Origin of the sequence: Nocardiopsis camelliae, from assembly GCF_028993595.1 — a bacterium.
Lineage (GTDB): Bacteria > Actinomycetota > Actinomycetes > Streptosporangiales > Streptosporangiaceae > Nocardiopsis > Nocardiopsis dassonvillei.
The window spans coordinates 1401301-1428223 of sequence record NZ_CP118614.1 but is presented as its reverse complement, the minus strand read 5'-3'; the positions used below and the strand labels follow the sequence as shown (position 1 = coordinate 1428223).

11 protein-coding genes are annotated in these 26923 nt (G+C 73.7%); 3 read left to right on the top strand and 8 right to left on the bottom strand.

From position 1 onward, the window contains the following. Positions 1 to 3 precede the first annotated feature (3 nt). A complete protein-coding gene (locus tag PV789_RS06490) occupies positions 4 to 198 on the top strand; it encodes a type II toxin-antitoxin system RelE family toxin (protein ID WP_274976573.1) in 195 nt (64 codons plus the stop codon). Further along, a complete protein-coding gene (locus PV789_RS06485; protein ID WP_274976572.1) occupies positions 188 to 379 on the top strand; it encodes a hypothetical protein in 192 nt (63 codons plus the stop codon). The genes PV789_RS06490 and PV789_RS06485 overlap by 11 nt, the downstream gene beginning before the upstream one ends. Positions 380 to 430: 51 nt before the next feature. Here the strand turns inward: PV789_RS06485 and hrpA are convergent, their stop codons facing one another. Next, complete coding sequence (hrpA, locus tag PV789_RS06480; RefSeq protein ID WP_274976571.1) at positions 431 to 4381, bottom strand: ATP-dependent RNA helicase HrpA; 3951 nt, start codon at positions 4379 to 4381, stop codon at positions 431 to 433. Positions 4382 to 4652: 271 nt separating this feature from the next. Here hrpA and PV789_RS06475 point away from each other — a divergent pair, with 271 nt between their 5' ends. Beyond that, the gene (locus PV789_RS06475; protein WP_274976570.1) at positions 4653 to 5315 is read left to right on the top strand and encodes an O-methyltransferase; all 663 of its coding nucleotides are present in this window, start codon (positions 4653 to 4655) and stop codon (positions 5313 to 5315) included. A gap of 37 nt (positions 5316 to 5352) precedes the next feature. Here the strand turns inward: PV789_RS06475 and PV789_RS06470 are convergent, their stop codons facing one another. The 7 genes from PV789_RS06470 to PV789_RS06440 all read right to left on the bottom strand — a co-directional run bounded on the left by PV789_RS06470 (position 5353) and on the right by PV789_RS06440 (position 26501). After that, positions 5353 to 6438, bottom strand: coding sequence for an HAD-IIIC family phosphatase (locus tag PV789_RS06470; protein WP_274976569.1), 1086 nt, complete (start codon positions 6436 to 6438; stop codon positions 5353 to 5355). A gap of 31 nt (positions 6439 to 6469) precedes the next feature. Then, positions 6470 to 7579: an acyl-CoA dehydrogenase family protein gene (locus PV789_RS06465; protein WP_274976568.1), complete on the bottom strand. Its 1110-nt coding sequence runs from the start codon at positions 7577 to 7579 to the stop codon at positions 6470 to 6472. Beyond that, positions 7572 to 7853 carry an acyl carrier protein gene (locus PV789_RS06460; protein WP_248773858.1) on the bottom strand — a complete coding sequence of 94 codons (282 nt, stop codon included), beginning with the start codon at positions 7851 to 7853 and terminating at the stop codon, positions 7572 to 7574. Before PV789_RS06460 ends, PV789_RS06465 begins: the two co-directional genes overlap by 8 nt. Then, positions 7850 to 8737, bottom strand: coding sequence for a 3-hydroxyacyl-CoA dehydrogenase family protein (locus tag PV789_RS06455; protein ID WP_274976567.1), 888 nt, complete (start codon positions 8735 to 8737; stop codon positions 7850 to 7852). The genes PV789_RS06460 and PV789_RS06455 overlap by 4 nt, the downstream gene beginning before the upstream one ends. Before the next feature lie 67 nt (positions 8738 to 8804). Beyond that, the gene (locus tag PV789_RS06450) at positions 8805 to 15041 is read right to left on the bottom strand and encodes a type I polyketide synthase (protein ID WP_274976566.1); all 6237 of its coding nucleotides are present in this window, start codon (positions 15039 to 15041) and stop codon (positions 8805 to 8807) included. A 35-nt stretch (positions 15042 to 15076) separates the two neighbouring features. Then, positions 15077 to 18403: a type I polyketide synthase gene (locus PV789_RS06445; RefSeq protein ID WP_274976565.1), complete on the bottom strand. Its 3327-nt coding sequence runs from the start codon at positions 18401 to 18403 to the stop codon at positions 15077 to 15079. Next, positions 18393 to 26501, bottom strand: a complete 8109-nt coding sequence (locus tag PV789_RS06440; RefSeq protein ID WP_274978066.1) for a type I polyketide synthase — start codon at positions 26499 to 26501, stop codon at positions 18393 to 18395. Before PV789_RS06440 ends, PV789_RS06445 begins: the two co-directional genes overlap by 11 nt. Positions 26502 to 26923 lie beyond the last annotated feature (422 nt).

Here is a 26923-nt window from a genome sequence, read left to right as displayed (position 1 = left end):
TCGGTGCGTAAGCGCATCGTCGAAGCCGTAGCGGACCTTGCTGACGATCCGCGCCCAGACAGCTGCAAGAAGCTCAAGGCCAGGGACGGCTACCGCATCCGTGTCGGCGACTACCGGGTGGTCTATACCGTCGATGACGGTCAGATCACCGTGGTTGTCGTCAAAGTCGGTGCCCGAGGTGATGTCTATGACCGATGAGTGTTCGTACCACCGAGCCGTCCTCGGAGCCATCGGGAAGCCCGTGGAACGCGGGCAGACCGTGACGGTCCCCAACCCATGCTTCGACGCCGTGGTGGAGTCCCTCAGCGAGCCCGCCCGGCCGATCAGGGAACTGGCTTCAGCGGTACGCGAGCACCGCACCGTGGTGAGAACGGTTTGACGGCGCCGCCGGAGCTCGGCCCTGGCGGCGCCCCGGCGGGCGCGACCCCTCCTACTTCCGGTCGGCGGCCTTGACGGCCTCGACCGCCTTGAGGATGCGCTTGTCCGAGACCGGGTAGGCCGTGCGCAGTTCCTGCGCGAACAGGCTCACCCGGTACTCCTCCAGCATCCAGCGCAGCTCCGCCACGTCCGGGTCGGCCGCGCGGCCGGGCGGCAGGCCCCCGCGCAGCTTGGCCACGGCCTGGCGCATCTGCTCCACCTTGGACATGTTCACCTGGTCGCGGCGCGGGTTCTCCGGCAGCTTGTCCAGCCGGTACTCCACCCCGCGCAGGTAGCGGTGCAGGTCGTCCAGGCGGGCCGGGCCGGTGCGGGTCACGAACCCCTCGCCCACCAGGTCGCCGAGCTGGCCCTGCACGTCGTTGAGCGAGGGCAGCACGGCCAGCGAGGTGGTCCCCTTGACCTTCTTGGACACCTTGCGCCACAGCACCAGGACGCGCGCGGACTTGTCCAGGATCTCGGCCAGGGTGTCGCCGAGGTCGGCGCGCACCCGGTCGGCGAGCCCGGCGAAGTCCTCGCCGTTCCACACCGGTCCGCCCTCGCGGGCGAGCAGGTGGTCGACGGCGGCCGCCTCGGCGTCGTCGAGCATCCTGCGGATCGAACCGTGCGGGTTGTCGGCCAGGGCCAGCTTGTCGGGGTTGTTGAGTCCCTTGCTCACCACGTTCGCCACGGACGGCACGGTGAGCAGCAGCAGCCGGCGGGTGCCCGCCCACATCGCGGCGCGCTGCTCGGGTCGGGTGTCGAAGATGCGGATCGCGACGCTGTCGCCCTCGTCCACCAGCGCCGGGTAGCCCTTGACCTTGGGCCCCAGCGCCTTGCGCTCCAGGGTCTGCTCCAGCGGGCCGAAGTCCCAGGAGGTCAGACCCTTCTTCTCCACGCCCTTGGCCTCGGCGGAGATCGCCTCGCGCAGGCGCGGTTTGAGCTTGGCGCGCAGCTTCTCCAGGTCCTTGGACTCGGCCAGGGTCCGGCCCCGGTCGTCCACGGCCCGGAAGGTGATGCGCAGGTGGTCGGGCACCCGGTCCAGCTGGAAGTCGCCGGGGGCGATCCGCTCCCCCGCCATCCGGGTCAGCTCGGCGGCCAGCGCCGCGGTGAGCGGCCCCTCGTAGGGGACCAGCCCGGCCAGGGCGCGGGCGGCGTTGTCCGGGACGGGGACGAAGTTGCGGCGCAGCGGCTTGGGCAGCGACCGGATGAGCGCGGTCACCAGTTCGTCGCGCAGTCCGGGGATCTGCCAGTCGAACCCGGTGTCCTCCACCTGGTTGAGGAACTTCACCGGGACGCGCGCGGTGACGCCGTCGGAGTCGCTGCCCGGCTCGAACTGGTAGCTGAGCGGGAAGGTGAACTCGCCCTGGCGCCACACGTCCGGGTAGTCGTCCTCGCTGATCGCCCCCGCGCCCTCGTTGATGAGCTCGTCGCGGGTGAAGTCCAGCAGCTCGGGCTCGGTGCGGCGGGCCTTCTTCCACCAGGAGTCGAAGTGCGCGGCCGAGACCACCGAGTCCGGCAGGCGGGCGTCGTAGAACTGGAACAGCGTCTCGTCGTCCACGACGATGTCGCGGCGCCGGACGCGGTGTTCGAGGTCCTCCACCTCGTCCAGGAGCTTGCGGTTGTCGTGGAAGAAGTGGTGGCGGGTCTCCCAGTCGCCCTCGACCAGGGCGCGGCGGATGAACAGCTCCCGGGACAGCTCGGGGTCGATCCGCCCGTAGGAGACCTTGCGCTGCACGACGATGGGCACGCCGTAGAGGGTGACGCGCTCGAAGGCCATCACGGCGCCGCGCTTGCGCTCCCAGTGCGGCTCGCTGTAGCTGCGCTTGACGATGTCCCCGGCCAGCTCCTCGGCCCACTCGGGTTCGATCCGGGCCACCATGCGGCCCCAGAGCTTGGAGGTCTCCACCAGCTCGGCGACCATCACGTAGCGGGGCTGCTTCTTGAACAGCGCCGAACCGGGGAAGACGGCGAAGCGGGCGCCCCGTCCCCCCAGGTACTCGTGCTTCTCGGGGTCCTTGAGGCCCACGTGCGACAGGAGTCCGGCCAGCAGGGACATGTGCACGCCGCGGGGGTCGGCGGCCTCCTCGCGCGGGTGCGGCACCTCCACGCCCATGGAGCGCAGGACCTGCCTGAGCTGGCCGTGGATGTCCTGCCACTCGCGTACGCGCAGGTAGTTGAGGTACTCCTCGCGGCACAACCTGCGGAACTGGTTACCCGACAGCTCCCGCTGCTTCTCGCGCAGGTGGTTCCACAGGTTGAGGTAGGCCAGGAAGTCCGACTCCTTGTCGGTGAACCTGGCGTGCGCCTGCTGGGCCTGCTGCTGCTTGTCCGTGGGCCGCTCGCGCGGGTCCTGGATGGACAGGGCCGCGGTGATGACCAGGACCTCGCCCAGGACGTCGCGCTCCTCGGCCTCCAGGACCATCCGGCCCAGGCGGGGGTCGATGGGCAGCTGGGCCAGGCGGCGGCCCGTCGGGGTGAGCCTGCGCCTGCCTCCGGACTCGTCGGGGTGCAGGGCGCCCAGTTCGTTGAGGAGGTTGACGCCGTCCTTGATCTGGCGGTGGTCGGGGCCGTCCACGAACGGGAAGGCCGCGACGTCGCCCAGCCCCAGGGCGGCCATCTGGAGGATGACCGAGGCCAGGTTGGTGCGCAGGATCTCGGGGTCGGTGTACTCGGGGCGGGAGAGGAAGTCCTCCTCCGAGTACAGCCGGATGCAGATGCCCTCCGAGACGCGGCCGCAGCGGCCCTTGCGCTGGTTGGCGGAGGCCTGGGAGACCGCCTCGATGGGCAGGCGCTGCACCTTGGTGCGGTGGGAGTACCGGGAGATGCGCGCGGTGCCGGGGTCGATGACGTACTTGATGCCGGGGACGGTCAGGGAGGTCTCGGCGACGTTGGTGGCCAGGACGATGCGCCGTCCGCTGTGCGAGGACCACACGCGTCTCTGCTCGTTCGTGGACAGGCGCGCGTAGAGCGGCAGGACCTCGGTGCCCGGGAGCCTCTTCTTCTCCAGGGCCTCGGCGGTGTCGCGGATCTCGCGCTCGCCGCTGAGGAAGACCAGCACGTCGCCGGGGGCCTCGCGGCCGAGCTCGTCCACGGCGTCCAGGATGGCCTGGGTCTGGTCGCGGTCGGTGCCCCCGCCGGGATTCTTCTCCTCGGGGTCGAGGATCTCCTCGGAGATGGGCCGGTAGCGGACCTCGACCGGGTAGGTGCGCCCGGAGACCTCGACGATGGGGGCGTCGTCGAAGTGGCGGGAGAAGCGCTCGGGGTCGATGGTGGCCGAGGTGATGACGACCTTCAGGTCGGGGCGCCGGGGCAGCAGCTGCTTGAGGTAGCCCAGCAGGAAGTCGACGTTGAGGCTGCGCTCGTGGGCCTCGTCGATGATGAGCGTGTCGTACTGGCGCAGCATGCGGTCGTGCTGGATCTCGGCGAGCAGGATGCCGTCGGTCATCAGCTTGACCAGGGTGCTGTCGCTGGAGGAGTCGGTGAAGCGGACCTTGTAGCCGACCGTCTCGCCCAGCGGGGTGCCGATCTCCTCGGCGATGCGCTCGGCGACGGTGCGGGCGGCCAGCCGCCGGGGCTGGGTGTGACCGATGGTGCCCATGACGCCGCGCCCCAGCTCCAGGCAGATCTTGGGCAGCTGGGTGGTCTTGCCCGAGCCGGTCTCACCGGCGACGATGACGACCTGGTGGTCGCGGATGGCCTCGGCGATGTCGTCGCGCCGGGAGCTGACCGGCAGGGACTCGGGGTAGCTCAGCTCGGGCACGGACTCGCGGCGCAGGTTCACGCGCAGGAGCGCCTCGTCGACGTCCCCGGAGATCTGGGCGGCGACGGAGGCGCGGCGGCGCTCGTCGCCGATCTTGGCCAGGCCGTCGATACGCCGACGGAGCCGGTGGCGGTCCGAGGGCATGAGGTCGCGCAGCCGGGAGCGCAGCGTGTCCGCGGCGGGCGCGGGCGTGGTGGTGCTCATCAGTAGTCAAGGGTAGGAGGGACGGCAACCGGTTTTCGCCGCCGGGTCCGCGCGGTGGGCGCGCGGTCGCGGACGGGCGAAGGGGCGCCGCGGGCACGTACCGGCCAACGCGCGGCGGGCCCGTTCTGTTCCGGGGCGTGCGTCCCGCCGCCGCACGCTGGACGGCGTCCCGGTGGGGCCGGTCCCGGGCGGCTCCGTTTCCACGCGGAGCGGATAAACCACCATTCCCCATGCTTTGTCCCGCCTGGTCACTCCGTCTAGTATCCACCGCATGGCTCATCAGACCGAAATGACCCCCGCCCTTATGGACTACGTGCGCGGCGCCTCCCTGCGCGAGGACGACGTCCTGTCCGAACTGCGCCAGGAAACGTCCGGACTTCCCGGAGGGGAGTCGCTTCAGGTTATGGCGGAGGAGGGACAGCTGCTGGCCCTCCTCGTCCGGCTGGTCGGCGCCCGTTCGGTGCTGGAGATCGGCACCTACACCGGCTACAGCACCCTGTGCATGGCTCGCGCGCTCCCCCCGGGGGGAAAGGTCACCACCTGTGACATCACGGACCGCTGGGCGGAAATAGGCGCCCCCCACTGGAAACGCGCCGGGGTCGAAGACCGCATCGAACTGCGCGTGGGGGACGCCGCGGAAACGCTCTCGGATTTGGCCGGGAAACAGGGCCCGGGCAGTTTCGACATGGTTTTCATCGACGCCGACAAGAAGAACTACCCGGTCTACTACGAGCGGTCGTTCCCGCTGGTGCGCACCGGCGGGCTCATCGTCGTGGACAACACCCTCTTCTCCGGCCGCGTGGCCGACGGGGAGGCGCGGGACCCGGACACGGAGGCGATCCGTGAGCTGAACGCGGCCCTGCACCGCGACGAGAGGGTGGACCTGTCCCTCATGCCCATGGCCGACGGGATCACCCTGGTCCGCAAACGGTAGGGAGGGCGCCGCCGGGTGGCCTCCACCCGGCGGGTCCTCACCCCAGGTCCGCGGCCTCGATCCTGAGCGTGGCGGGGGGTTCGCGGCGCTCGGCCGCCAGGTGCAGCCTCTGGACGCCCTCCTCGGCGGCCCCGGCCACCGCCCCGGAGCACGGGCAGGGGTCGTCGGTGAATCCGGCGAACCGGTAGGCGATCTCCATCATCCGGTTGCGATCCGTGGGCCGAAAGTCCGCGACGAGGTGCCTCCCCCCGCGCGCGGCCTGGTCGACCAGCCAGTTCAGGATCGCGGCGCCCGCACCGAAGGAGACCACCCGGCAGGAGGTCGCCAGCAGTTTCAGGTGCCACACCTCCGGGTGCCTCTCCAGGAGCACCACTCCGACGGCCCCGTGGGGGCCGAAGCGGTCCGTGAGGGTGACGACCAGCACCTCGTGCCCGGAATCCGACAGCAGCCCGCGCAGGGCGGCGTCGGAGTAGTGCACGCCGGTGGCGTTCATCTGGCTGGTGCGCACGGTCAGTTCCTCGACCCGGGACAGGTCCTCCTCACCGGCCCTTCCGATGCCCATCACCAGGTCCAGGGAGCGCAGGAACTCCTCGTCGGGGCCGGTGAAGTCCGTCCGCGCCTCCTCGCGCGCGAACCCCGCCTGGTACATCGTGCGCCTGCGCCGCGCGTCCACGGTGACCACGGGCGGGCTGAACTCCGGCAGCTCCGGCAGGGACGCGGCCTGCTCCGCCGTGTAGCAGCGGACCTCGGGGAGGGAGAACTCGACCTCGGCGCGTTCGGCGGGCTGGTCGTCGACGAAGGCGACCGCCCCGTGGGCGAAGTTCAGCCGGTCCGCGATGGCCCGTACCGACTGCGACTTGGGGCCCCAGCCGATGCGGGGCAGCACGAGGTACTCGGCCACTCCCAGCTTCTCCAGCCAGGCCCAGGCCATGTCGTGGTCGTTCTTGCTCGCGACCGCCTGGAGGATGCCGCGGGAGTCCAGCTCGACCACCACGTCGCGGAGCTCCTCGGCCAGGACCGGTTCGTCCCCCTCCAGGATGGTCCCCCGCCACAACGTGTTGTCGAGGTCCCACACCAGGCACTTCACCAGCGCCGGATCGCGGCTCTGCGTGTCTGTGCTCACCGTTGCTCCTCCTCTTCGCTTCGGGAATGGTTCAGTCGGCGGTGGCAAGGGCGTGGTCGGCCAGGAGGAGTGTGCACATCTCGCTGCTGCCCTCGATGATCTCCATCATCCGGGCGTCCCGGTGGGCGCGCGCCACGGTGTGGCCGTCGCGGGCCCCCGCGGACGCCAGGACCTGCAGCGCCGCACTCGCGCCGGAGACGGCGTGGGTGGCGCTGACGTGCTTGGCCAGCACGGTGGCGGTGACCATGTCCGGCGAACCGGCCTCCCAGCGGCCGCTGGCGTGCTCGCACGCGCGGGTGGCGATCTGTTCGGCGGTGTAGATCTCGGCCAGGTGGCGCGCGACCAGCTGGTGCCGGGCGATCGGGACGCCGAACTGTTCGCGGGTACGGGCGTGCCGGGCCGCCTCGGACAGGCAGGCGCGCAGGATGCCCACGCACCCCCAGGCCACCGACATGCGGCCGTGCGCCAGGGCGGCCGTGACCAGGAACGGCAGGGGGAGCCCGCCGCCGCCGAGCACGGCGTCGGCCGACACTCGCACACCGTCGAAGGTGATGTCGGCGTGCCCGGCGGCCCGGCAGCCCAGGGGGTCGGAGATCCTCTCGACGGTGACGCCGGGGGCGTCGGCGGGAACGACGACCGCGGCCGCCGCGTCCCCGAACCGGCCGAACACCAGGAGCATGTCGGCGTAGGCGGACGTGGTGATCCACGACTTGCGCCCGTCGACCACCACCGTGTCCCCCTCGGCCCGGATGGTGGTCGCCATGGCCGAGAGGTCGCTGCCCGCGCCGGGCTCGCTGAAGGCGGCCGCAGCGATCCGCCCGCCCGTCAGGAGCGGCAGGTAGCGGTCGCGCTGGTCCTCGTTCCCGAGCCGCTCGATGCTGCCCGCCACCATCTGCTGCGAGGTCATGACGCTGCGCACGGAGCTGCACAGGCTGCCCACGTGCGCGGTGAGCTCCCCGCCCTCACGGCTGTCCAGCCCCAGGCCGCCGTACCGGGAGGGGACCTGCGGGCACAGCAGACCGCCGGAGGCGAGTTCGCGCAGCACCGGTCCGGGCAGCTCCCCGGAGCGGTCCCACGCGTCGGCACGGTCCCCGACGACCTCGCTGACCCGTGCCGCGAGGGCCGTCACGTCGTCAGCCATCGGTGTCCTCGTCGGCCTTCAGGCGCCGGACCAGGGCGGCCATGGTCCGGACCGTGCGGAAGTTGTCGAGTTTCAGGTCGCCGCCGCGGATGGAGACCCCGTGGGCCTGCTCCAGGTGCACGACGAGTTCCATGGCGAACATCGACGACAGGCCGCCGGTGGCGAACAGGTCGACGTCCTCGTCCCACGACGCCCGGGTCCGGCCCTCCAGGAAGGTGATGAGGTCGGCCTCGATCTCCCCGTGGCTCCGGGGTGTCTGTGCGGGCGTGGTCATGACAGTTGCTCCGTCCGTTCGTAGGTGAAGAAACCGCGGCCGCTCTTACGGCCGTGGTCTCCCGCCCCGACCTTCTCCAGGAGGAGGTCGCAGGGGCGGCAGCGCTCGTCGCCGGTGCGTTCGTGCAGGACCCACAGGGAGTCGACGAGGTTGTCCAGGCCGATCATGTCCGCGGTCCGCAGCGGCCCCGTCCGGTGGCCGAGGCAGCCGACCATGAGCGCGTCGACGTCCTCCGCGCTGGCGGTGCCCTCCTGGACCACCCGGGCGGCGTCGTTGATCATCGGGTGCAGCAGGCGGCTGGTGACGAACCCCGGCGCGTCGGACACGGTGACGGACTCCCGGCGCAGCGTGCGCAGCAGGCCGTCGAGGGCGTCCAGCGTGTGCCGCGAGGTCCGCGGTCCCCTGATGACCTCCACCGTGCGGATCAGGTAGGGCGGGTTCATGAAGTGGGTGCCCACCACCTCGTCGGGGCGGGGGTGGTGTCCGGCGAGGTGGTCCACGGGGATGGACGAGGTGTTGGTGATCAGGACCGTGCCCGGCTTGGTCCTGGCGCCCACCTCCGTGAGGAGAGCGGCCTTGGTGTCCTCGTCCTCGGTGACGGCCTCGATGACGACCGTGGCCTCGGCCGCGGAGTCCAGTGAGGTGGTGGTGTCGAGCGCGCCGGGGCGCACCCCCTCCGGTGCGGCCCCCATCAGCTGGGCGACGCGCCCGTGGTACGCGATCCTGTCGCGCGCCCCGTCGAGGGCGGCCGGGTCGACGTCGACCAGCGTCACGGGCACGCCGTGGCCGAGCGCGAGGGAGGTGATCCCGGCGCCCATGGTGCCGGCTCCGATCACCGTGATCCGGTGCCCGCCCGGGCTCGGCGGTGCCTCCTGCGTGGGCATCAGGGCCTCCTGTCTTCTGTACGGGGTACCGCCGGGGGAGACGGTACGCGGGTGCGGGGAGGTCCGTTCACAGACCGCGCTCCGACAACCAGTCGTGCAGCACCCGGGCGACGATGTCGGCGTGGTCCTCCAACATCGTGAAGTGGTCGCCGGGAACGGTGATCCGCTCGTGCGGGGGCGCCCAGCTGAACGGGGGGATGGGGGCTCCGTCCCGGTCGGTGATGGGGTCCTCCGGCCGCAGGACCACCGAGGGCGCCGCGACGGCCCCGAGGCCTACGTCGGCGAACAGCCGCATGTAACGTCCCATCGCGGTGAGGCGGGCGCTGTCGACGATGCCCAGGGCGCCGCCGCGCTGGAGCATCTGGGCCTCCGTGGTCGGCAGGACCGCCTCGTCGTCCGGGTGCGGCGGGTCCAGCAGCGCCAGGGCCGCCGGGCGCACACCGCGCTCCTCCAGGAGTGCGGCCACGGCGTGCGCGACCGGTCCCCCGGAGGAACGGGAGACGAGGACGAAGGGGCGCCCGTCGGCGCAGCGGGCGACGGCGTCGGCCTGCGCCGACAGGGCCGCCGCCAGCGTGTCCGGGAGCGGCTCCCCGTCCCGGAAACCCGGGTGGGGGACGACCTTGACCTCCCGCAGACCGCGTACGCCGCCGGCGAACCTGGCGAACTCCTGGGGTCCGGAGGCCAGGACGATGGACGGCAGGCACACCAGGACGGAGGAGTCGGCCTCCTTGCTCGACAGCACGACCGGGCCGCGGGCGCTGACGTAGCCCTCCGCCTCGGAGAAGGCGGGACGCACCAGCCCCGCCGTGTCCAGCAGCCGCATGCCCTCCGCGGTCCTGCCCTGGCGGCAGAACTCCTCGAAGAGCGCGACCAGGCTGTCCGGCGTCCCCCGCCCGTCCGCCTCGGGAGCCCCCGCCGCCTCGCGCGGCCGAGGGGCCGACTGGTCCGGGGCGGGCAGACTCTCCAGGAGGAAACCCGCCACGGCCGTGGGCGTGGGGTACTTGAACGCCAGCCCGGCGGGAAGGCGCAGTCCGGTCAGGGAGCGGAGCTGGTTGCGGAGCTCGACCGCGGTGAGCGAGTCGAAGCCGATCTCCAGGAAGTCCCGGTCGACCGGCACGTCCTGCGGGGCGGAGTGCCCGAGCACCTCGGCCGTGGCCTCCCGTACGAGGTCCAGGACCAGCTGTCCGCGCTGTTCGGTGTCCGCCCCGGCCAGACGGCGGCGCAGGTCCCCGGAGTCGGCCGTCAGCCCCGCCGCCCTGCGGCGCGGCCGGCGCACCAGCGCGCGCAGCATCGTCGGGACGTCGGCGCCCCTCATGCTCCGCTGGGACATCCCCGCGACGTCCAGCGGCACCGCCAGGAGGTGGGCCGCGTCCGAGGCCAGGGCCTCCTCGAAGAGCGCCTTCCCCCGCTCGGTGGCGATCTGTTCGCTCATGCCCATCCGCGCGTACCTGTGCAGGTCGGTGTCGTCCAACCGCACAGTGAGCTGGCTGCGCTCGGCCCACATGCCCCATCCGATGGTGGTGGCGGGCAGGCCCTGGGCGCGGCGCCGGTGCGCCAGGGCGTCGAGGTAGACGTTGGCCGCGGCGTAGTTGGCCTGGCCGGGGTTGCCCAGCGTGCTGGCCGCCGAGGAGAACAGGACGAACTCCCGCAGGTCCAAGTCGCGCGTCAGCTCGTGCAGGTTCAAGGAGGCGTCGACCTTGGGCCGCATCACGTGGTCGACGTGTTCCCTGGTGAGCGCGGTGAAGACGGCTCCGCCGACGGTGCCGGCGATGTGGACGACCGACCTCAGCGGCCGGTCCTCGGGGACCGAGGCGATGACCTCGCGCAGGGCGTCGCGGTCGGCGGTGTCGCAGGCGGCGAAGGACAGGGTGGCCCCGAGTCCGGCCAGGTCGGCCTGGAGTTCGGGGCTGGTGCCCTCCCGTCCGCTGCGGCTGACCAGGAGCAGGTGTCGTGCTCCGCACTCGGCGGCCAGGTGGCGGACGATCACGCTGCCGACCGTTCCGTTGGCGCCGGTGACGAGCACGGTCCCGTCCGATCCCAGGTCCGGCGACCGCCCCTCCCGCGGCGCGGCGCGGTCCAGCCTCGGGACGAGTACCGTGCCGCCGCGGACGGCGGCCTGGGGTTCCCCTCCGTCCAGTACCGCCGCCAGGGCCGTCGGCGCGGACCCCGTGTCGTCCACGTCGACGATGGAGCACCTGCCGGGGAACTCCATCTGCACGGTGCGGGCCAGCCCCCACAGGGGCGCGTGGTCCAGGTCCGGGACGTGGTCGCCCTCCGCCGCGCTGACGGCGCCCCGCGTGAGCAGGACCAGGGGGAGGTCCTCGCAGCGTTCGTCGAGCAGCCAGCCCTGGAGCCGGTCCAGCGCCCGGTAGGTGGCGGTGTAGGCGGCCTCGGCGGTGTCCTCGGGATCGGTGGCCGCGCACGGCACGACCACGGCGGACGGAACGGGGTCCCCGGCCGCCAGGGCCGCGTGGAGCGCGTCGGCGTCCCGGTGGGACCGGACCGGGTGGCCCGCCGCCGCGAGGACGTCCGCGACGCCCAGGGGGTCGGGCCCCACGATCGCGAGGGGCCGGGGGCCGTCGGCGGACGCGGGCGCGCCGGTGGGTTCGGACCACGTGACGCGGAACAGGTCGTCCCCTCCCCCGCGGGTGGCCGCCGCCAGCTGCTGGGGGCTGATGGGACGTATGACCAGGGAGCCGACGGAGGCGACGGGTCGGCCCGAGGGGTCGGTGAGCTCCAGGGAGACCGAGTCCTGTTCCGTCTGGGACAGGCGGACCCTGACGTGTGCGGCCCCGGTGGCGTGGAGGGTGACGTCGGACCAGGCGAAGGGGAGGCCGGCCGCCTCGGCGAGGCTCGGGCCGCCGGCGGGGGCGGAGGTGTGCGGAAGCGCGAGGGGGTGCTGCGAGGAGTCCATCAGCGCCGGGTGCACGCCGAACCGGGCGGCGTCGGCCCGCGCGCCCTCCGGCAGCCGGACCTCCGCGTACAGGTCGTCCCCGTCCCGCCACACCGCACGCATGCTGCTGAAGACCGGCCCGAAGGCGTTGCCCATCTCGGCGATGCGGGGGTAGAAGTCGTCCACCGGCACCGGGACGGCGCCCTTCGGCGGCCAGGACGCGTCCTGCTTCGGCGCCCCGTGCTCCGGCCGGGGCCGGGTGACCTGGCCGCTCGCGTGCTGGGTCCAGGGGCCGTCGTCGCCGCCTCCGGGTCGGGAGTGCACGGTGAGCGGTCTGGCGCCGTTGGCGTCCGGCGGGCCGACCCTGAGCTGGAGCTGTACGCCCCCTCGGGTCGGGAGCCGCAGCGGGGTGTGCAGGACCAGTTCCTCCACGCGCGGGCACCCGACGCGTTCGCCGACGTGCAGGGCGAGTTCGAGGAAGGCGGTCCCGGGAACCAGGACCATGTCCAGCACGACGTGGTCGGCCAGCCAGGGGTGGCTTTCCAGGCCGATCCGGCCCGTGAACAGGTACTCGTCGCCGGACGCGAGGGAGACCGCGGCGCCGAGCATGGGGTGGTCGGCCCCGTTGAGGCCCGCACGGGTGACGTCCGCGCCCTCGGCCCCGTCGACGGCCCAGTGGTGGCGGTGCTGGAAGGCGTAGGTCGGCAGGTCCACCTTCCGGCGTCCGCCGAACAGCCGGGACCAGTCCACCGCGACGCCGTGCGCGTGCGCCTGCGCGAGCGAGGCGAGGAAGCGCTCGGGCCCTCCCTCGTCGCGGCGCAGGGTGCCCAGGGCCACGGCGCCGTCGGCGCCCGCCTCCTGGCAGGTCTCCTGGACGGCCGTGCCGAGCACCGGGTGCGGGGACACCTCCAGGAACGTGCCGTGTCCGTCGCGGAGCAGCGCGCCGACGGTCTCCTCGAAGCGGACCTGATGGCGCAGGCCCCGGTACCAGTAGTCGGCGTCCATGGGTGTGTCGCCGAGGGGGCCGCCCGTCAGGGAGGAGTAGACCGGGACGTCCGGCCGCCGGGGGACGACACCGGCCAGGGCGGTGAGGACCCTGTCCCGGAGCCGCTCCACGTGCGGTGTGTGGGAGGCGTACTCGACCGGGACGAGACGTGCGTGCACGCCCCGGGTCTCGTACTCCTTCACCAGGCTCCGCACCGCCTCCGGCTCTCCCGCGACGACGGTGGAGGCGGGGCCGTTGACGACGGCGACGTGTACCCGGCCGCCGAACTCGGCCACGCGCTCGCCCAACTCCTCGGCGCCGAGTGCGATCGAGGCCATCGCCCCGGTGCCGGCGAGTTCCAGGACCGCCCGGCTCCGCAGCGCCACGACCCTGGCCGCGTCGTCGAGCGAGAGCGCCCCGGCCACGCACGCCGCCGCGATCTCCCCCTGGGAGTGGCCGACCACGGCGGAGGGCTCGACGCCGAGGGACCGCCACAGCGCGGCGAGCGAGACCATCACCGCCCACAGCGCCGGTTGCGCGACGTCGTCGCGGTCCAGGGCCGCGGCTCCCTCCTCCTGTCCGAGCACGGCCGCGAGCGACCAGTCCACGAACGGGGACAGCGCACGCTCGCAGTCGGCCATCGTCCGGGCGAAGACGGGGGAGGCGGCCATCAGGTCGACGGCCATGCCCTTCCACTGGGAGCCCTGGCCGGGGAAGACGAACACGGCGCGCTCCCGGGCGGCGGTGCCCCGGTGGACGCCGTCGTCCGGGGCGGCCCTGCCGATGGCGTCCAGGCCCCGGAGGAGGCCCTCCCGGTCCCGCGCCGTCACCACCGCCCTGTGCTCGAACTCCGAGCGGGTGGCGGCCAGGGACCATCCGACGTCGGCGGGGTCGAGTCCGGGACGCATCGCGAGGTGGTCGTGCAGGCGGGCGGCCTGGGCGCGCAGCGCCGCCTCCGACCGGGCGCTGACCAGCCACGGGACCGTGTCCGTCTCCAGGGGGGCCGGGCCGCTCCCGGTCGCGGGTCCGGGCTCGGAGTCCTCCGGGGCCTCTTCGAGGACCACGTGGGCGTTGGTCCCGCTCACGCCGAACGAGGACACGGCCGCGCGGCGCGGACGGCCGGTCCGCGGCCACGGCGCGGCCTCGGTCAGCAGCGCCAGCGCCCCGGACCCCCAGTCCACGTGGGCGCTGGGCTCGTCCACGTGCAGGGTGCGGGGCAGGACGCCGTGCCGCATCGCCATGATCGCCTTGATCACGCCGCCCACACCCGCCGCCGCCCCGGCGTGGCCGATGTTGGACTTCAACGACCCCACGCCGACGGGCCGGTCGGCGGGGCGGTCCCGTCCGTAGGTGGACAGCAGCGCGTTGGCCTCGATGGGGTCGCCCAGCGTCGTTCCCGTTCCGTGCGCCTCCACCAGGTCGACCTCTCCGGGAGCGAGCCGTGCGTCGGCCAGGGCCTCCCGGATCACGCGCTGCTGGGCCGTTCCGTTGGGCACCGACAGCCCGCTGCTGGCACCGTCCTGGTTCACGGCGCTGCCGCGCAGCACCCCCAGCACACGGCGACCGTTGCTCCGGGCCGTGCTGAGCCTCTCCAGGAGGAGCATGCCCGCCCCCTCGGACCAGCTCGTGCCGTCGGCGCTGGAGGAGAAGGCCTTGCAGCGGCCGTCGGGGGCGAGTCCGCGCTGGCGGCTGAAGGCGACCCAGGGGCCGGTGTTGGTGTACACGCTGACGCCTCCGGCCAGGGCGAGGTCGCACTCGCCCTCCCTCAGGGAGCGGACGGCCAGGTGGAGCGCGACCAGCGAGGAGGAGCAGGCGGTGTCCAGGGTCAGCGCGGGGCCCTCCAGGCCCAGGGTGTAGGACACCCGGCCGGCCGCGACGGCCGACATGCCCCCGGTCAGCAGGTAGCCCTCCAGTTCCTCCCCCGCCTGCCGGATGGACGGGCCGTAGGACTGGCCGACCATGCCCAGGAACACCCCGGTGGAGGTGCCGCGCAGGGTCGTGGGGTCGATGCGCGCGTGTTCGACGGCCTCCCAGGAGGTCTCCAGCGCGACTCTCTGCTGCGGGTCCATGGCGGTGGCCTCACGGGGGCCGATCCCGAAGAACCCGGCGTCGAACCCGGCGGCCCCGTGCAGGAAGCCGCCCCTGCGCAGGTAACTCGTCCCGGGGGTGGCGGGATCGCTGTCGAACAGCGTGTCCAGTTCCCAGCCCCGGTCGGTGGGGAAGTCGGTGAGGCCCTCCGCGCCCTGCTCGACGAGCTCCCACAGGTCGTCGGGGGAGCCCACCTCACCCGGGTAGCGGCAGCCGATGCCGACCACGGCGATCGGCTCGTGCCGCCGTTCCTCGATCTCGTCGATACGGCCGCGGGCATGGCGCAGATCGAGCGCGAGCCGGCGGGCCAGTGTCTGGAACTTGTCCTCATGCGTCATGGGAGACCAACCTCGGATGCGGGAGCGTACGGCGGCTAGGAGATTCCGAATTCCTTGCCGATGAGCTCGATGAGCTCGTCATCCTTCGCACCTTCCAGTTCCTCGGTACCGTCCGTCGTCGCCCCCCGGCCTTCGGTGAGCGTGTACAGCAGATCGCGGAGTCCCGCCGCCACGGCCTCGCGTTCGGCGCTGCGCAGCTCCGTGGCCCGCACCGCCGTCCGGAGCCGGTCCAGCGCGGTGGCCGGGTCGGCGGTGCCGCCGTCGCCGGAGGAGAGCAGCAGGGAGAGCAGGTGCCGGGCGAGGGCCAGCGGTGTGGGGTGGTCGAAGGCCGCGGTCACGGGTAGTTCCAGGCCCGTCGCCGCGTTCAGGGCGTTGCGCAGGCGCACCGCTCCCAGGGAGGTGCCGCCCGCGTCCAGGAAGCCGCGCCGGACGTCCACCTGCTCCGGCGAGGTGAAGCCGAGCACCGCCGCCACGTGTTCACGGACCAACGCCACCACGGCGTCCTCGCGCTCGCGCTCGGACAGATCCGACAGCGCGGACAGGCTCCCGCGCGGGGCGGCCCCGGTGTCCGGGGGCACCTGCTCCGCGCGGTCGTCCGGCGGGGCCGCGGCGGAGCGGGGTGCGGGGTCCAGCCAGTAGTCCCGGTGCTGGAACGGGTACGTGGGCAGCTCGACCACACGCGGGTTGTACTCCGAGAACACCACCGACCAGTCCGGGACGGTGCCGCACACCCACACCTCGGAGAGGGCCGCCAGGAACTCCCGGGGGCCGCTGGCCCTGCCGTGGAACGCACCGAGGACGGCGGTCTCGCCGCCGTTCGCACCGGCGGACTCCAGTGTCTGCTGGACGCCGATGGTCAGGACCGGCCGCGGGCCCATCTCGACGAACGTGGTGAACTCGTCCTCCGCCATGGCGCGTACGGCCTCCTCGAACCGCACGGTCTGGCGGATGTTGCGGTACCAGTACTCGGCGTCCATGGCGGTGCCGTCGATCCGGGCACCGTGCACCGTGGAGTACAGCGGGAGCTCCCCCTGCCCCGGCCGGATCCCGGCGAGTGCGGTCAGGAGCTCCGCCCGCAGGGCGTCGACCTGCCGGGAGTGCGCGGCGAAGTCCGCCGCGACGGGGAAGGCGAGGACCCCCTCCGCGGCGCACCACTCAGAGAGCTCCCCGAGCGCGCCGCCGTCCCCGGCGACCACGACCGCGCTCGGTCCGTTGTGGGCGGCCACGTCCAGCCTGCCGCCCCAGCGCTCCAGCGAGGGGAGCTCCTGTCCGGGACGCAGCTGCAGCGCCAGCATTCCGCCGCTCCCCACCAGGGGCAGGACGAGCCTGCTCCGGAGGGCCACCACCGCGGCGGCGTCCTCAAGGGTCAGGACGCCCGCGACGTGCGCGGCGGCGATCTCCCCCTGCGAGTGGCCGACCACGGCGGACGGCTCGACGCCGTGGGACCGCCACAGCCGGGCGAGCGAGACCATGACCGTGAACAGCAGCGGCTGGGCGACGTCGGGACGACCGGTGTCGGGGGCGCCGGGGCCGCCGCGCAGCGCCGCCGTCACCGACCAGTCCAGGTAGGGCGAGAGCGCCTTCTCGCACTCGTGGACGGCCTCGGCGAACCGCGGTTGCGCGTCGATGAGGGCGCCCAGGTCCAGCTCCGCGTCGAGGGCCCCCTGCCCGGGGAAGACGAACGCGGTGCGGGGCTCGGCCACGGAGCGGCCGCGGATCACGCCCGGTGCCGGCCTCACGTCGGCGAAGGCGTCCAGCGCCTCCAGCGCCTCGGCCCGGTCGCCGGCCAGGAGGACCGCCCGCTGGGGGAACCCGGACCGGGCGGTGGCCAGCGACCAGCCCACGTCCTCGGACGCGGCCTCGGGGGACAGGCGCAGCAGGCCGGCGAGCCGGGCCGCCTGCTGGCGCAGCGCCGCCTCGGTGCGCGCGGACAGCACCCACGGGACGGGGCCCGCGGCTCCCGCCGGGCGCGGTTGCGGCCCGGCTTCATCGGGGGCCTGTTCGAGGATCAGGTGGGCGTTGGTACCGCTCATCCCGAACGACGAGACCCCGACGCGCCGCGGCCTGCCGGTCTCGGGCCAGGGCCTGGCCTCGGTCAGCAGCCGGACACCGCTCCCGTCCCACTCCACCAGCGGAGAGGGCTCGTCCGCGTGCAGGGTCCGGGGCAGGACGCTGTGGCGCAGCGCCATGACGGACTTGATCACGCCCCCGACTCCGGCGGCCGACTGCGCGTGGCCGATGTTGGACTTGAGTGAACCCAGCCAGAGGGGGCGGTCCTCGGTGCGGCCCCGGCCGTAGGCGGCGATGAGCGCCTGCGCCTCGATCGGGTCGCCCAGCCTGGTGCCGGTGCCGTGCGCCTCCACCATGTCTATGTCGCCCGGGGTGAGGCCCGCCTCCTCCAGGGCCCGTGCGATGACGCGCTGCTGTGACGGTCCGTTCGGGGCCATGATCCCGTTCGAGACCCCGTCCTGGTTGACGGCGCTGCCGCGCACGACAGCCAGGACCGTGTGCCCGTTGCGCCGGGCGTCGGAGAGCCGCTCCAGCAGGATCATGCCCACGCCCTCGGCCCAGCCGGTGCCGTCGGCGTCCGCGGAGAAGGCCTTGCATCGTCCGTCGGGGGCCAGGCCCCCCTGCCTGGAGAACTCGGTGAACAGTCCGGGGGAGGCCATGACGCAGCTGCCCCCGGCCAGGGCCAGCGAGCTCTCCCCGCCGCGCAGGCTACGGACCGCCTGGTGCAGGGCCACCAGCGAGGACGAGCACGCCGTGTCCACGGTGACCGCGGGGCCGGTCAGGCCCAGGGTGTAGGACACCCGTCCGGAGGCGACGCTGGGCGAGGAGCCGGTGAGCGCGAAACCGTCGGAGGAGGCGTCCAGCAGCCGGGGCCCGTACTCCTGGGCCATGGTGCCCACGAACACGCCGGTCTCGGAGCCGGCCAGCGACTCCGGGTCGATCCCGGCCCGTTCGACCGCCTCCCAGGCGGTCTCCAGCAGGAGCCGCTGCTGCGGATCGGTCGCCACCGCCTCACGCGGGGAGACCCCGAAGAACTCGGCGTCGAAGGCGGCCGGGCGGTCGAGGAACCCGCCCTGACCGGTCGACGAACGCGGCTCCCCCGACCGCCCGACGAGGAGCTCCTCCAGGTCCCACCCGCGGTCGGCGGGGAAGGGGCGCACCGCGTCGCGCCCCCGCGAGACGATGTCCCACAGCCCCTCGGGGGTGTCGGCTCCCCCGGGGAAGCGGCACCCCATCCCGACGATGGCGATCGGTTCGGGCCGGGTCGAGCGGTCCAGTTCCTCGCGCAGCCGCGCGTTCTCCTTCATCGCGGCACGGAGCGCCGCGACCAGGCGTGCGTCGTCAGTGGTCAACTGCCGTCTCCTGTCCAGCGTGGTGGGGACCGTGTTGTCCCCGGAGTGCGAGGGTGACGAGTTCGTCCACCTCCATGGTGTCGATGCCGGTGTCCGGGTTCCCGGCTCCGTCGCCGGACCCGGAGCCGTCCTCCACGGCCGCGGCCGCGTCCCGGTCCGGGGACTCGGGGAACAGCAGCAGTAGGAGGAACGCGGCCAGGGCGCGCGGGGTGGGGTGGTCGAAGACCGCGGTGGCCGGGATCCGCACACCTGTCGAGGCGCTGAGCCGGTTGCGCAGCTCCACACCCGTGAGCGAGTCCAGCCCCAGGTCGGTGAAGGGCCGGTCGGCGCCCACCCGCGAGGTCCTGGTGTCGGGGCCGTGGCCGAGGACCACGGCGGTGTGCGTGCGGACCTCGGTGAGCAGCGCGCGCTCGCGCTCGGGCCCGGACAGCGCGGAGAACCGCTCGGCGGCGTCCTTGGCCCCCCTTTCGCCCCGGGGTGCGCGCGCGCCCTCCGGGGACGGCCCGCCCAGGCCCCGGAGCACGCCGGTACCGGTGCCGGCGGCGGAGTCGAACAGGGCGGGGACGCCGTGGACCATGTTCCGCAGCAGGGCGGTGTCCAGGTGCCGCAGGGCCTCGTCCTCGGGCATCGGGAGCAGCCCCGTCCGGCCCAGGACACCGAGGTCGGTCCTGTCCAGGTGGCCCGTCATCCCGCTGGCCCCGGCCCACAGGCCCCACGCCAGGGAGGTGGCGGGCAGGCCGTGCTCCCGGCGGTGGTGGGCCAGTACGTCGCAGAAGACGTTGGCCGCGGCGTAGTTGGCCTGCCCGGCGGTGCCCAGGGTTCCGGCCACCGACGAGAACAGCACGAACGCGCCCAGATCGGCCTCCGCGGTCAGCTCGTGCAGGTTCCACGCGGCGTCGACCTTGGGGCGCAGCACCCTGTCGACCTGTTCACCGGTGAGCGAGGTGACGGTGGCGTCGTCGAGGACGCCGGCGGTGTGCACCACCGCGCCGAGCGGGCGGTCCGCCGGGAGCCCGTCCAGGACCCGCTCCAGGTCCTTCCTGTCCGCGGTGTCGCAGGCGGCCACGCTCACCCGGGCCCCGAGTGCCTCCAGTTCGGCCGTGCGCGCCTCCTGGCCCCGCGCCTCGGGGCCGCTGCGGCTGACGAGCAGCAGGTCGCGCACCCCGTAACCGGTGACCAGGTGGCGTGCCACCCGGTGCCCCAGGGTGCCGGTGCCGCCGGTGACCAGCGTGGTGCGGTCCTGCGGGAAGGGCGCCGGAACGGTCAGGACGAGTTTGCCGACGGTCTCCCCCCGCTGGAGGCCGCGGAGGGCGTCCTTGGCGTCGCGGAGGTCGTGGACGGTGACCGGAAGGGGTTCGAGCGTGCCGCTGGAGAACAGCTCCAGGACCCGCCCGAGCATCTGGCCGATCCGCTCCGGGGCCACGTCCGTCAGCTTGAACGCGTCGTAGCCGCGTCCGGGGAAGCCCGCGGCGACGTCGCGCACGTCGCGGACGTCGGTCAGCCCCATCTCCACGAGCCTGCCGCCCGGCCCCCCGCCGTCGCCCGGGGAACGCAGGAGCCGCAGGGAGGCGTCCACGAACTTCCCGCTGAGCGAGTTGAGGACCACGTCCATGCCGCGCCCGCCGTTGGCGGCGCGCAGCCGTGCTTCGAACTCCAGGTCGCGGGAGGAGGACAGCCTCTCCTCGTCGAGCCCGTACCCGGCCAGGCCGGCCCACTTGCGGGGGCTCGCCGTACCGAACACGCGCGCCCCCATGTGCCGTGCGAGCTGGACGGCCGCCGTTCCCACGCCTCCCGCGGCGGCGTGCACCAGGACGCTCTCCCCCGGGCGTACCGCCGCCAGGTCCACCAGGGCGTAGTAGGCCGTCAGGAAGGCGACCGGCACGGCCGCGGCCTCTTCGAAGGACCACCCGTCGGGGATCCGGGCGAGCCTGCGGGCGTCGGCGACCGCGATCGGGCCGAACGCCCCGTCGAACACGCCCGCCACGCGGTCGCCCGGGTTCAGGCCCGTCACCTCGGCGCCCGTCTCCAGGACGGTCCCGGAGCCCTCCAGGCCCACGCCCCTGTCCCCCTCGACCATGCCGAGGGCCACCACCACGTCCTTGAAGTTGACGCCGGCGGCCCGGACGGCGACGCGCACCTCGTGCGGGCCGAGCTCCTCCCCGGCCTCCGGCGCCGGCAGCAGCTCCAGGTTCTCCAGCGAACCGGGACGGTTGCTGCCCAGACGCCACAGCGCGCCGGGGGGCGTCAACCAGCGGTCGCCTTCGGCCCTGGCCAGCCGGGGCACCAGGACCGCGCCCGCGCGCAGGGCCATCTGCGGTTCACCGAGCTCGACGGCTCCGGGCAGGACGCGGTGGGAGTCCTCCGACCCGTCGGAGTCCACGAGCACCAGACGCCCGGGGTGCTCCCTCTGGGCGGCCCGCAGCAGACCCCACACAGGCGCCGCGGCGAACCCGCTGATCCGCGTGCCGGGGCCCGTGGCCACCGCGCGCCAGGTCACCACCACCAGGCGGGAGTGCTCGGTGCGCGGGTCGGTGAGCCAGGTCCGGACGGTCTCCAGGACCGCGTCCAGCCCCTGGCGGACGGACTCGGGCACCGATGTGTCGCCCTCGGCGTAGACCGCCGCGGCGGGCAGCTCGGTGTAGACCACCGGCGGCACCGCGCCGTCCCGGTCGACGGCGTCCAAACCGGGCAGCCCGGTGGGGACGGAGGGCGTGGAGCCGGGTGCGGCGGCCTTCTCCCACACCAGCTCGTGCAGGGCCGACACCTCGGACGGGTCGCGTTCGGGGAGGGCGTCCCCGTCCAGCACGCGCATGGCCAGCTCGTCCACGGCCACGACCGTGTTCCCGGCCTCGTCGAAGACGCGCACGCGGTAGCGGTCGGCGCCCAGTTCGGTGGCGCGCACGCGCAGGCGTCCGCGCGCGGCCTCCCCGCCGAGGGCGCGCAGCCGTACCCCCGACCAGGCGAAGGGGACCGTCAGGGCGTCCCCGCCGCTACCGCCGTACAGCAGGATCGCGTGCAGGGCGGCGTCCGCCAGAGCCGGATGGGGACCGTGGAAGGGGCCGCCGGTGTACGGCGTGTCGGGCGGTTCGACCTCGGCCAGGATGTCGTCCCCGCACCGCCACACGCTCCTCAGCCCCTGGAAGAGCGGACCGTAGGCGTAGCCGCGCCGGGCCAGACGGGTGTAGTCGGGTCGAACGGTCACCGGATCGGCGTCGGCCGGGGGCCAGGGCAGGTCCGCCGGAAGGGAGCCGTCCGCGTCGGCGGGTCCGGTACCGGGCTCCGGCTCGTCCGTCAGGGCACCGGAGGCGTAGCGGGTCCAGGGCGCGTCCGACGCGGCCCGCGCGGAGCGGGCGTGGACGTGCACCTCGCGCCGCCCCCGGTCGTCGCGGGCGCCCACGGTGACCTGGAGCGTGGCCCCCTCGCCGTGCGTCAGCACCAGCGGAGCCTCCAGGACCAGGTCGGCCACGGTGGCGGCGCCGACCCGGTCGGCCGCGTACGCGGCCAGGTCCACCAGCGCCGTGCCGGGCACGACGATCCGGCCGAGAAGGCCGTGGTCGCGCACCCAGGGCTGGCTGTCGGTGTCGATGCGTCCCGTGAACACGGTGCGCCCGTCGACCAGCGCCAGCCCCTCGTCGAGCAGCGGCTCCGCGGCCCCGTGCGGTTCGGGTCCGGCCCCGGCCCGGACGGAGGCGTCCACCCAGTGGCGTTCGCGGTGGAAGGGGTCGTCGGGGACGATGACCGCGGCGCCCTCGTCGGCCACGCCCTCCAGCACCACGTGCGCGTTGGTGCCGCTGATACCAAAGGAGGACACCGCGGCCCGGCGCGGGCGCCCGGTGTCCGGCCACGGTTCCGGTTCGGTGAGCACCCGCACGCCGCTGCCGTCCCAGTCGACCTTGTCCGTGGGCACGTCGGCGTGGAGTGTCCGGGGCAGCCGCCCGTACCGCAGCGCCTCCACCGTCTTGATCACCCCGGCAACGCCGGCGGCGGCCTGGGCGTGGCCGATGTTGGACTTGAGCGAGCCCAGCCGCAGATCCTCCGCGGAGCCCTCGCGGGCCCGGCCGTACACCGAGATCAGCGCCTTGGCCTCGATCGGGTCGCCCAGCCGGGTGCCCGTGCCGTGCGCCTCGACGGCGTCGATCTCGCCGGGCTCCACCCCGGCCGAGGCCAGGGCCTGACGGATCACCCGCTCCTGGGCGTCGGGGTTGGGCGCGGTCAGCCCGTTGCTGGCCCCGTCGGAGTTGACCGCGCTGCCCCTGACCAGCGCCAGGACCGGGCGCCCCGCGCGGCGGGCGCGGGAGGCGCGCTCCAGCAGGAGCACGCCCGCGCCCTCGGCCCAGGCGGTGCCGTCGGCCTCGGCCCCGAAGGCCCGGCAGCGGCCCTCCGGCGACAGTCCGCGCTGGGCGGAGAACTCCAGGAACATGCCGGGGGTGGCCATGACGGTGGCTCCCCCGGCGAGGGCCATCTCGCACTCGCCCCTGCGGACCGCCTCGGCCGCCTGGTGCAGGGCCACGAGCGAGGACGAGCAGGCGGTGTCGATGGTCAGCGCCGGACCGCGCAGGCCGAGGACGTAGGCGATACGGCCCGAGGCCACGCTCAGGGTGCTGCCGGTGAGCCGGTACCCCCCGTCGTCGCCCGTGCTCGGATCGGCCAGGCGCGGCCCGTAGTCGGTGGGCATGGCGCCGACGAACACGCCGACCTGTCGTCCGCGCAGGTCGTCCGTGCTCATCCCGGCACGCCGGATCGCCTCCCAGGAGGTCTCCAACAGCAGTCGCTGCTGGGGGTCCATGGCGTCGGCCTCGCGGGGGCTGATCCCGAAGAAGCCGGCGTCGAACAGGTCGGCGTCGTACAGGAATCCGCCCGAGCGCGCGTAGGTGCGCCCGGGTGTTCCGGGCTCGGGGTCGTACAGGTTCTCCAGGTCCCAGCCGCGGTTGTCGGGGAAGTCCCCGATGGCGTCCACACCGTCGTCGACGAGTCGCCACAACTGCTCGGGGGAACGCACCCCGCCCGGCAGGCGGCAGGCCATCGCGGTGATGGCGATCGGGTCGTCGTCGGGGACCGGCGCCGTGACGGCGGGGGCCGCCGCGGGCGCGGGGGGAACGGTCTCGGGCGGGGCGGAGGGCGGCCCGGCGGCCCCGGGCACCTCCTCCCCAGCCTCCCCGACCAGGAACTCCGCGAGCGCGGAGGGGGTGGGCAGTTCGAACAGGACGGTCTCCTCCAGCGGGACCCCCGTCTCCCGGGACAGCGCCCGTCCGAGCTGGAGCAGCATCATCGAGTCGAAGCCCAGGTCGCGGAAGGCGCGGCGCTCGTCCGAGGCCGTCAGGGACGCCCGCCCGAGCACCCGGGCGGTGTGCCCGCGCACCAGCGCGCGGGTGCTCCGTGCGTCGCCGCGGGGCGCGGCGGGGGACGCGTCGGGTTCGTCGGCCGGCGGCCCTTCGACGGGCACCGGGGCGTGGGTGTGCGGCCAGTACCGCTGGCGCTGGAACGGGTAGGTCGGCAGGTCGACACGGCTCGCGCCGGTCCCCGCGAACAGGGCCGCCCAGTCGACGCCGACCCCGGCGGTGAACGCCTGCGCCGCCGCGGTCAGCAGTTGCGCCTGGTCGCCGGCCCCCCGGCGCAGGGTGGGCAGCACCCTGCCCCGCGCCCCGCGGGCGTCCAGCGTCCGCTCGACGCCGAAGGAGAGCACCGGGTGCGGTCCCACCTCGACGAAGGTGGTGTGGCCGGACTCCACGGCCGCGTTCACCGCGTCGGCGAAGCGGACGGTACCGCGCAGGTTCCCGTACCAGTACGACGCGTCCGTCCGCGCCTCCGCCCCCTCCAGGGACCCCCCGGTCACGGTGGAGAAGAACGGCACCCGGGCGGAGCGCGGTTCGACCCCCTCCAGGCACGCGAGCAGCTCCTCGCGGATGTGCTCCACGTGAGAGGAGTGGGAGGCGTAGTCCACGTCGACCAGGGCGCTGTGGACACCGCGGTCGACGCAGAGCTCGACGGCCCGGCGCACCGCTTCGGGGCTTCCGGAGACCACGACCGACTCGGGGCCGTTGACCGCGGCCAGGTGGAGGTCCTCCTCAGCCGCGACGAGCTCCCCGGCCCGTTCGGGGGACAGTCCCAGCGAGGCCATGCCGCCGCTTCCGGCGAGCGAGGTCAGGGCACGGCTGCGCAGGGCCACGACCTTGGCGGCGTCCTCCAGCGACAGGGCTCCCGCCACACACGCCGCGGCGATCTCCCCCTGGGAGTGCCCGATGACCGCCGCCGGCTCCACGCCCAGCGCCGACCACACCTTGGCAAGGGAGACCATGACCGCCCACAGCACCGGCTGGACGACGTCCACGCGCGCTCCCGAGCCGGTGTAGGCCGGAGCTCCGGGTTCGCCGCGCAGTACCTGGATCAGCGACCAGTCCACGTGGGGCGCGAGGGCCCGCTCGCACTCCAGCAGGCGCCGGGTGAACACCTGGGCCAGAAGGCCGTCACCGTCGAGGAGGTCCCGGGCCATCCCCTCCCACTGGCCGCCCTGGCCGGGGAAGACCAGGACGGGCCGCTCCTGCGCCTCGTCGGCGGGAGCGGACGGGGGCGCGACCGACTCCAGCTCCCGCGCGCCGTCACCGCCCGAGGCGAAGACGACCGCGCGGTGCTCGAACACGGTGCGGGTGGTGGCCAGCGACAGGCCCACGTCCTGCACCCGCAGGCCCGGCCGGGACGACACGAAGAAGTGCAGGGAGGAGGCCTGGGCGCGCAGGGCCTCCTCGGACCGGGCCGTCAGGATCCACGGGACGGGGTCGATGCCCCCTTCCCCCGTCGCCGCTCCGGGCCGGTCCGTGTGGACCGGCGGGGGCGGACCGAGCACCAGGTGGCAGTTGGTCCCGCCCATGCCGAAGGAGGAGACGCCCGCCAGCGGAGCGTCCGCGGGCCACGGCTCGCGCCGCAACTGCGGGCTCAGCCGCAGCGCCTCCAGGTCGATGCCGGGGTGGGGCCGGGTGAAGTTGCGTGTGGGCGGGAGCTGTCCGTGGGAGAGGCTGAGCACCGTCTTGACCAGGCCGACGATTCCGGCGGCGCCCTCCAGGTGGCCGACGTTGGTCTTGGCCGACCCCACACGCAGCGGCTCCTCGCGTCCGTCGGAGAACACCGCGCCGAGCGCGGCGGCCTCGACCGGATCCCCCGCCGGGGTACCCGTGCCGTGCAGTTCCACGTAGCCGATCCGCGCCGGGTCGACCCCCGCCCTGCGGTGGGCAGCACGCAGGACCCTCTCCTGGCCCGCGGCGTCGGGCCGGGCGAGGTAGGGGGTGCGGCCGGAGTTGTTCACGGCACCGCCGCGCAGGACCGCGTGGACGCGGTCGCCGTCGGCCAGGGCCCGGCCCAGGGGTTTGAGCACGACCACGGCGCCGCCCTCGCCGCGCACGTAGCCGTTGGCGCGCGCGTCGAAGGTGTAGCAGTGCGCGTCCGGGGAGAGCCCGCCGAACCGGGCGACGCTCTCGGTGCTCTCGGGGACGAGGATGAGGTTGACTCCGCCGGCCAGTGCCGTACCGCACTCGCCCCGGCGCAGGCTCTCCATGGCCGCGTGCACGCTGACGAGGGACGACGACTGTCCGCTGTCCACGGTCAGGCTGGGCCCGGACAGTCCGAGCGCGTAGGAGACACGGTTGGCGATCATGCCGCGCTGGGTGCCCGTGAGCGTGTGGTGGGTGGCGCCGCCGCGCACGGCACGCTGTTGCAGGAGGCCGTAGTCGGCGGCGACGGCGCCGGTGAACACACCGGTGTCGGTGCCCCGCAGGGAGTCCGGCGCCATGCGTGCGCGTTCCACGGCCTCCCAGCTCAGCTCCAGCATGAGCCGCTGCTGGGGGTCCATGGCCAGCGCCTCGCGCGGCGAGACCCCGAAGAACCCGGCGTCGAAGTCCTCGGCCCGGTCGAGGTACCCGCCCCAGTAGGGGTCGCGCGCGGCGGAGGCGACGCCGAGCCGCTCGGGAGGGGCGGAGATCGCCTCCCTACCCTCGCACAGCAGCCGCCAGAAGGCCTCCGGAGTCGACGCTCCGGGGAGCCGGAGGGAGAGCCCGACCACCGCGATCGGTTCGTCGGCCCCAGGAGTCGTCCACGCACCCGTCACCATCGTCGTCTCCGATCTCACACCACCGGCCCCCTTGCTCCGCGCGCGGTGTGCCGGAAATCCGCCCACCGGAGATCTTCCGGTGCAAATGCACGGGCCACTGCTGTGTGTTCGTACAGGCCAGGAATGGTCGATTAGCGGTCCGCGTCCCCGTGCGACCGCGGGGAAGCGGAGGTTTCTGTCAGGTCCGGAGGAGAGGAAGGGTACTACCAGAGGTCATCGCAGTTCTCATCATCAGCAGAGGGCTTCGCCCGACACTAACAAATCATTCCACATACGGACAGTTCGCCCTCAAGAAACAAATGACCCACCACTCACCATGCCACGCTTTCGGACATCAACCCGAAGGATAGTACCCACAGTTCACAGCCGGTGACAACGGAATCTTTGTTTTCGGACATTGCTTTCTTGAATTCCGGTCCAGA

Excerpts from the sequence above, each read along its gene's own strand:
- PV789_RS06485 (WP_274976572.1), top strand. The coding sequence starts at position 188 with ATGACCGATGAGTGTTCGTACCACCGAGCCGTCCTCGGAGCCATCGGG.
- PV789_RS06475 (WP_274976570.1), top strand. The coding sequence starts at position 4,653 with ATGGCTCATCAGACCGAAATGACCCCCGCCCTTATGGACTACGTGCGC.
- PV789_RS06450 (WP_274976566.1), bottom strand. The coding sequence starts at position 15,041 with ATGACGCATGAGGACAAGTTCCAGACACTGGCCCGCCGGCTCGCGCTC.
- PV789_RS06465 (WP_274976568.1), bottom strand. The coding sequence starts at position 7,579 with ATGGCTGACGACGTGACGGCCCTCGCGGCACGGGTCAGCGAGGTCGTC.
- PV789_RS06455 (WP_274976567.1), bottom strand. The coding sequence starts at position 8,737 with ATGCCCACGCAGGAGGCACCGCCGAGCCCGGGCGGGCACCGGATCACG.
- PV789_RS06440 (WP_274978066.1), bottom strand. The coding sequence starts at position 26,501 with ATGGTGACGGGTGCGTGGACGACTCCTGGGGCCGACGAACCGATCGCG.
- PV789_RS06460 (WP_248773858.1), bottom strand. The coding sequence starts at position 7,853 with ATGACCACGCCCGCACAGACACCCCGGAGCCACGGGGAGATCGAGGCC.
- hrpA (WP_274976571.1), bottom strand. The coding sequence starts at position 4,381 with ATGAGCACCACCACGCCCGCGCCCGCCGCGGACACGCTGCGCTCCCGG.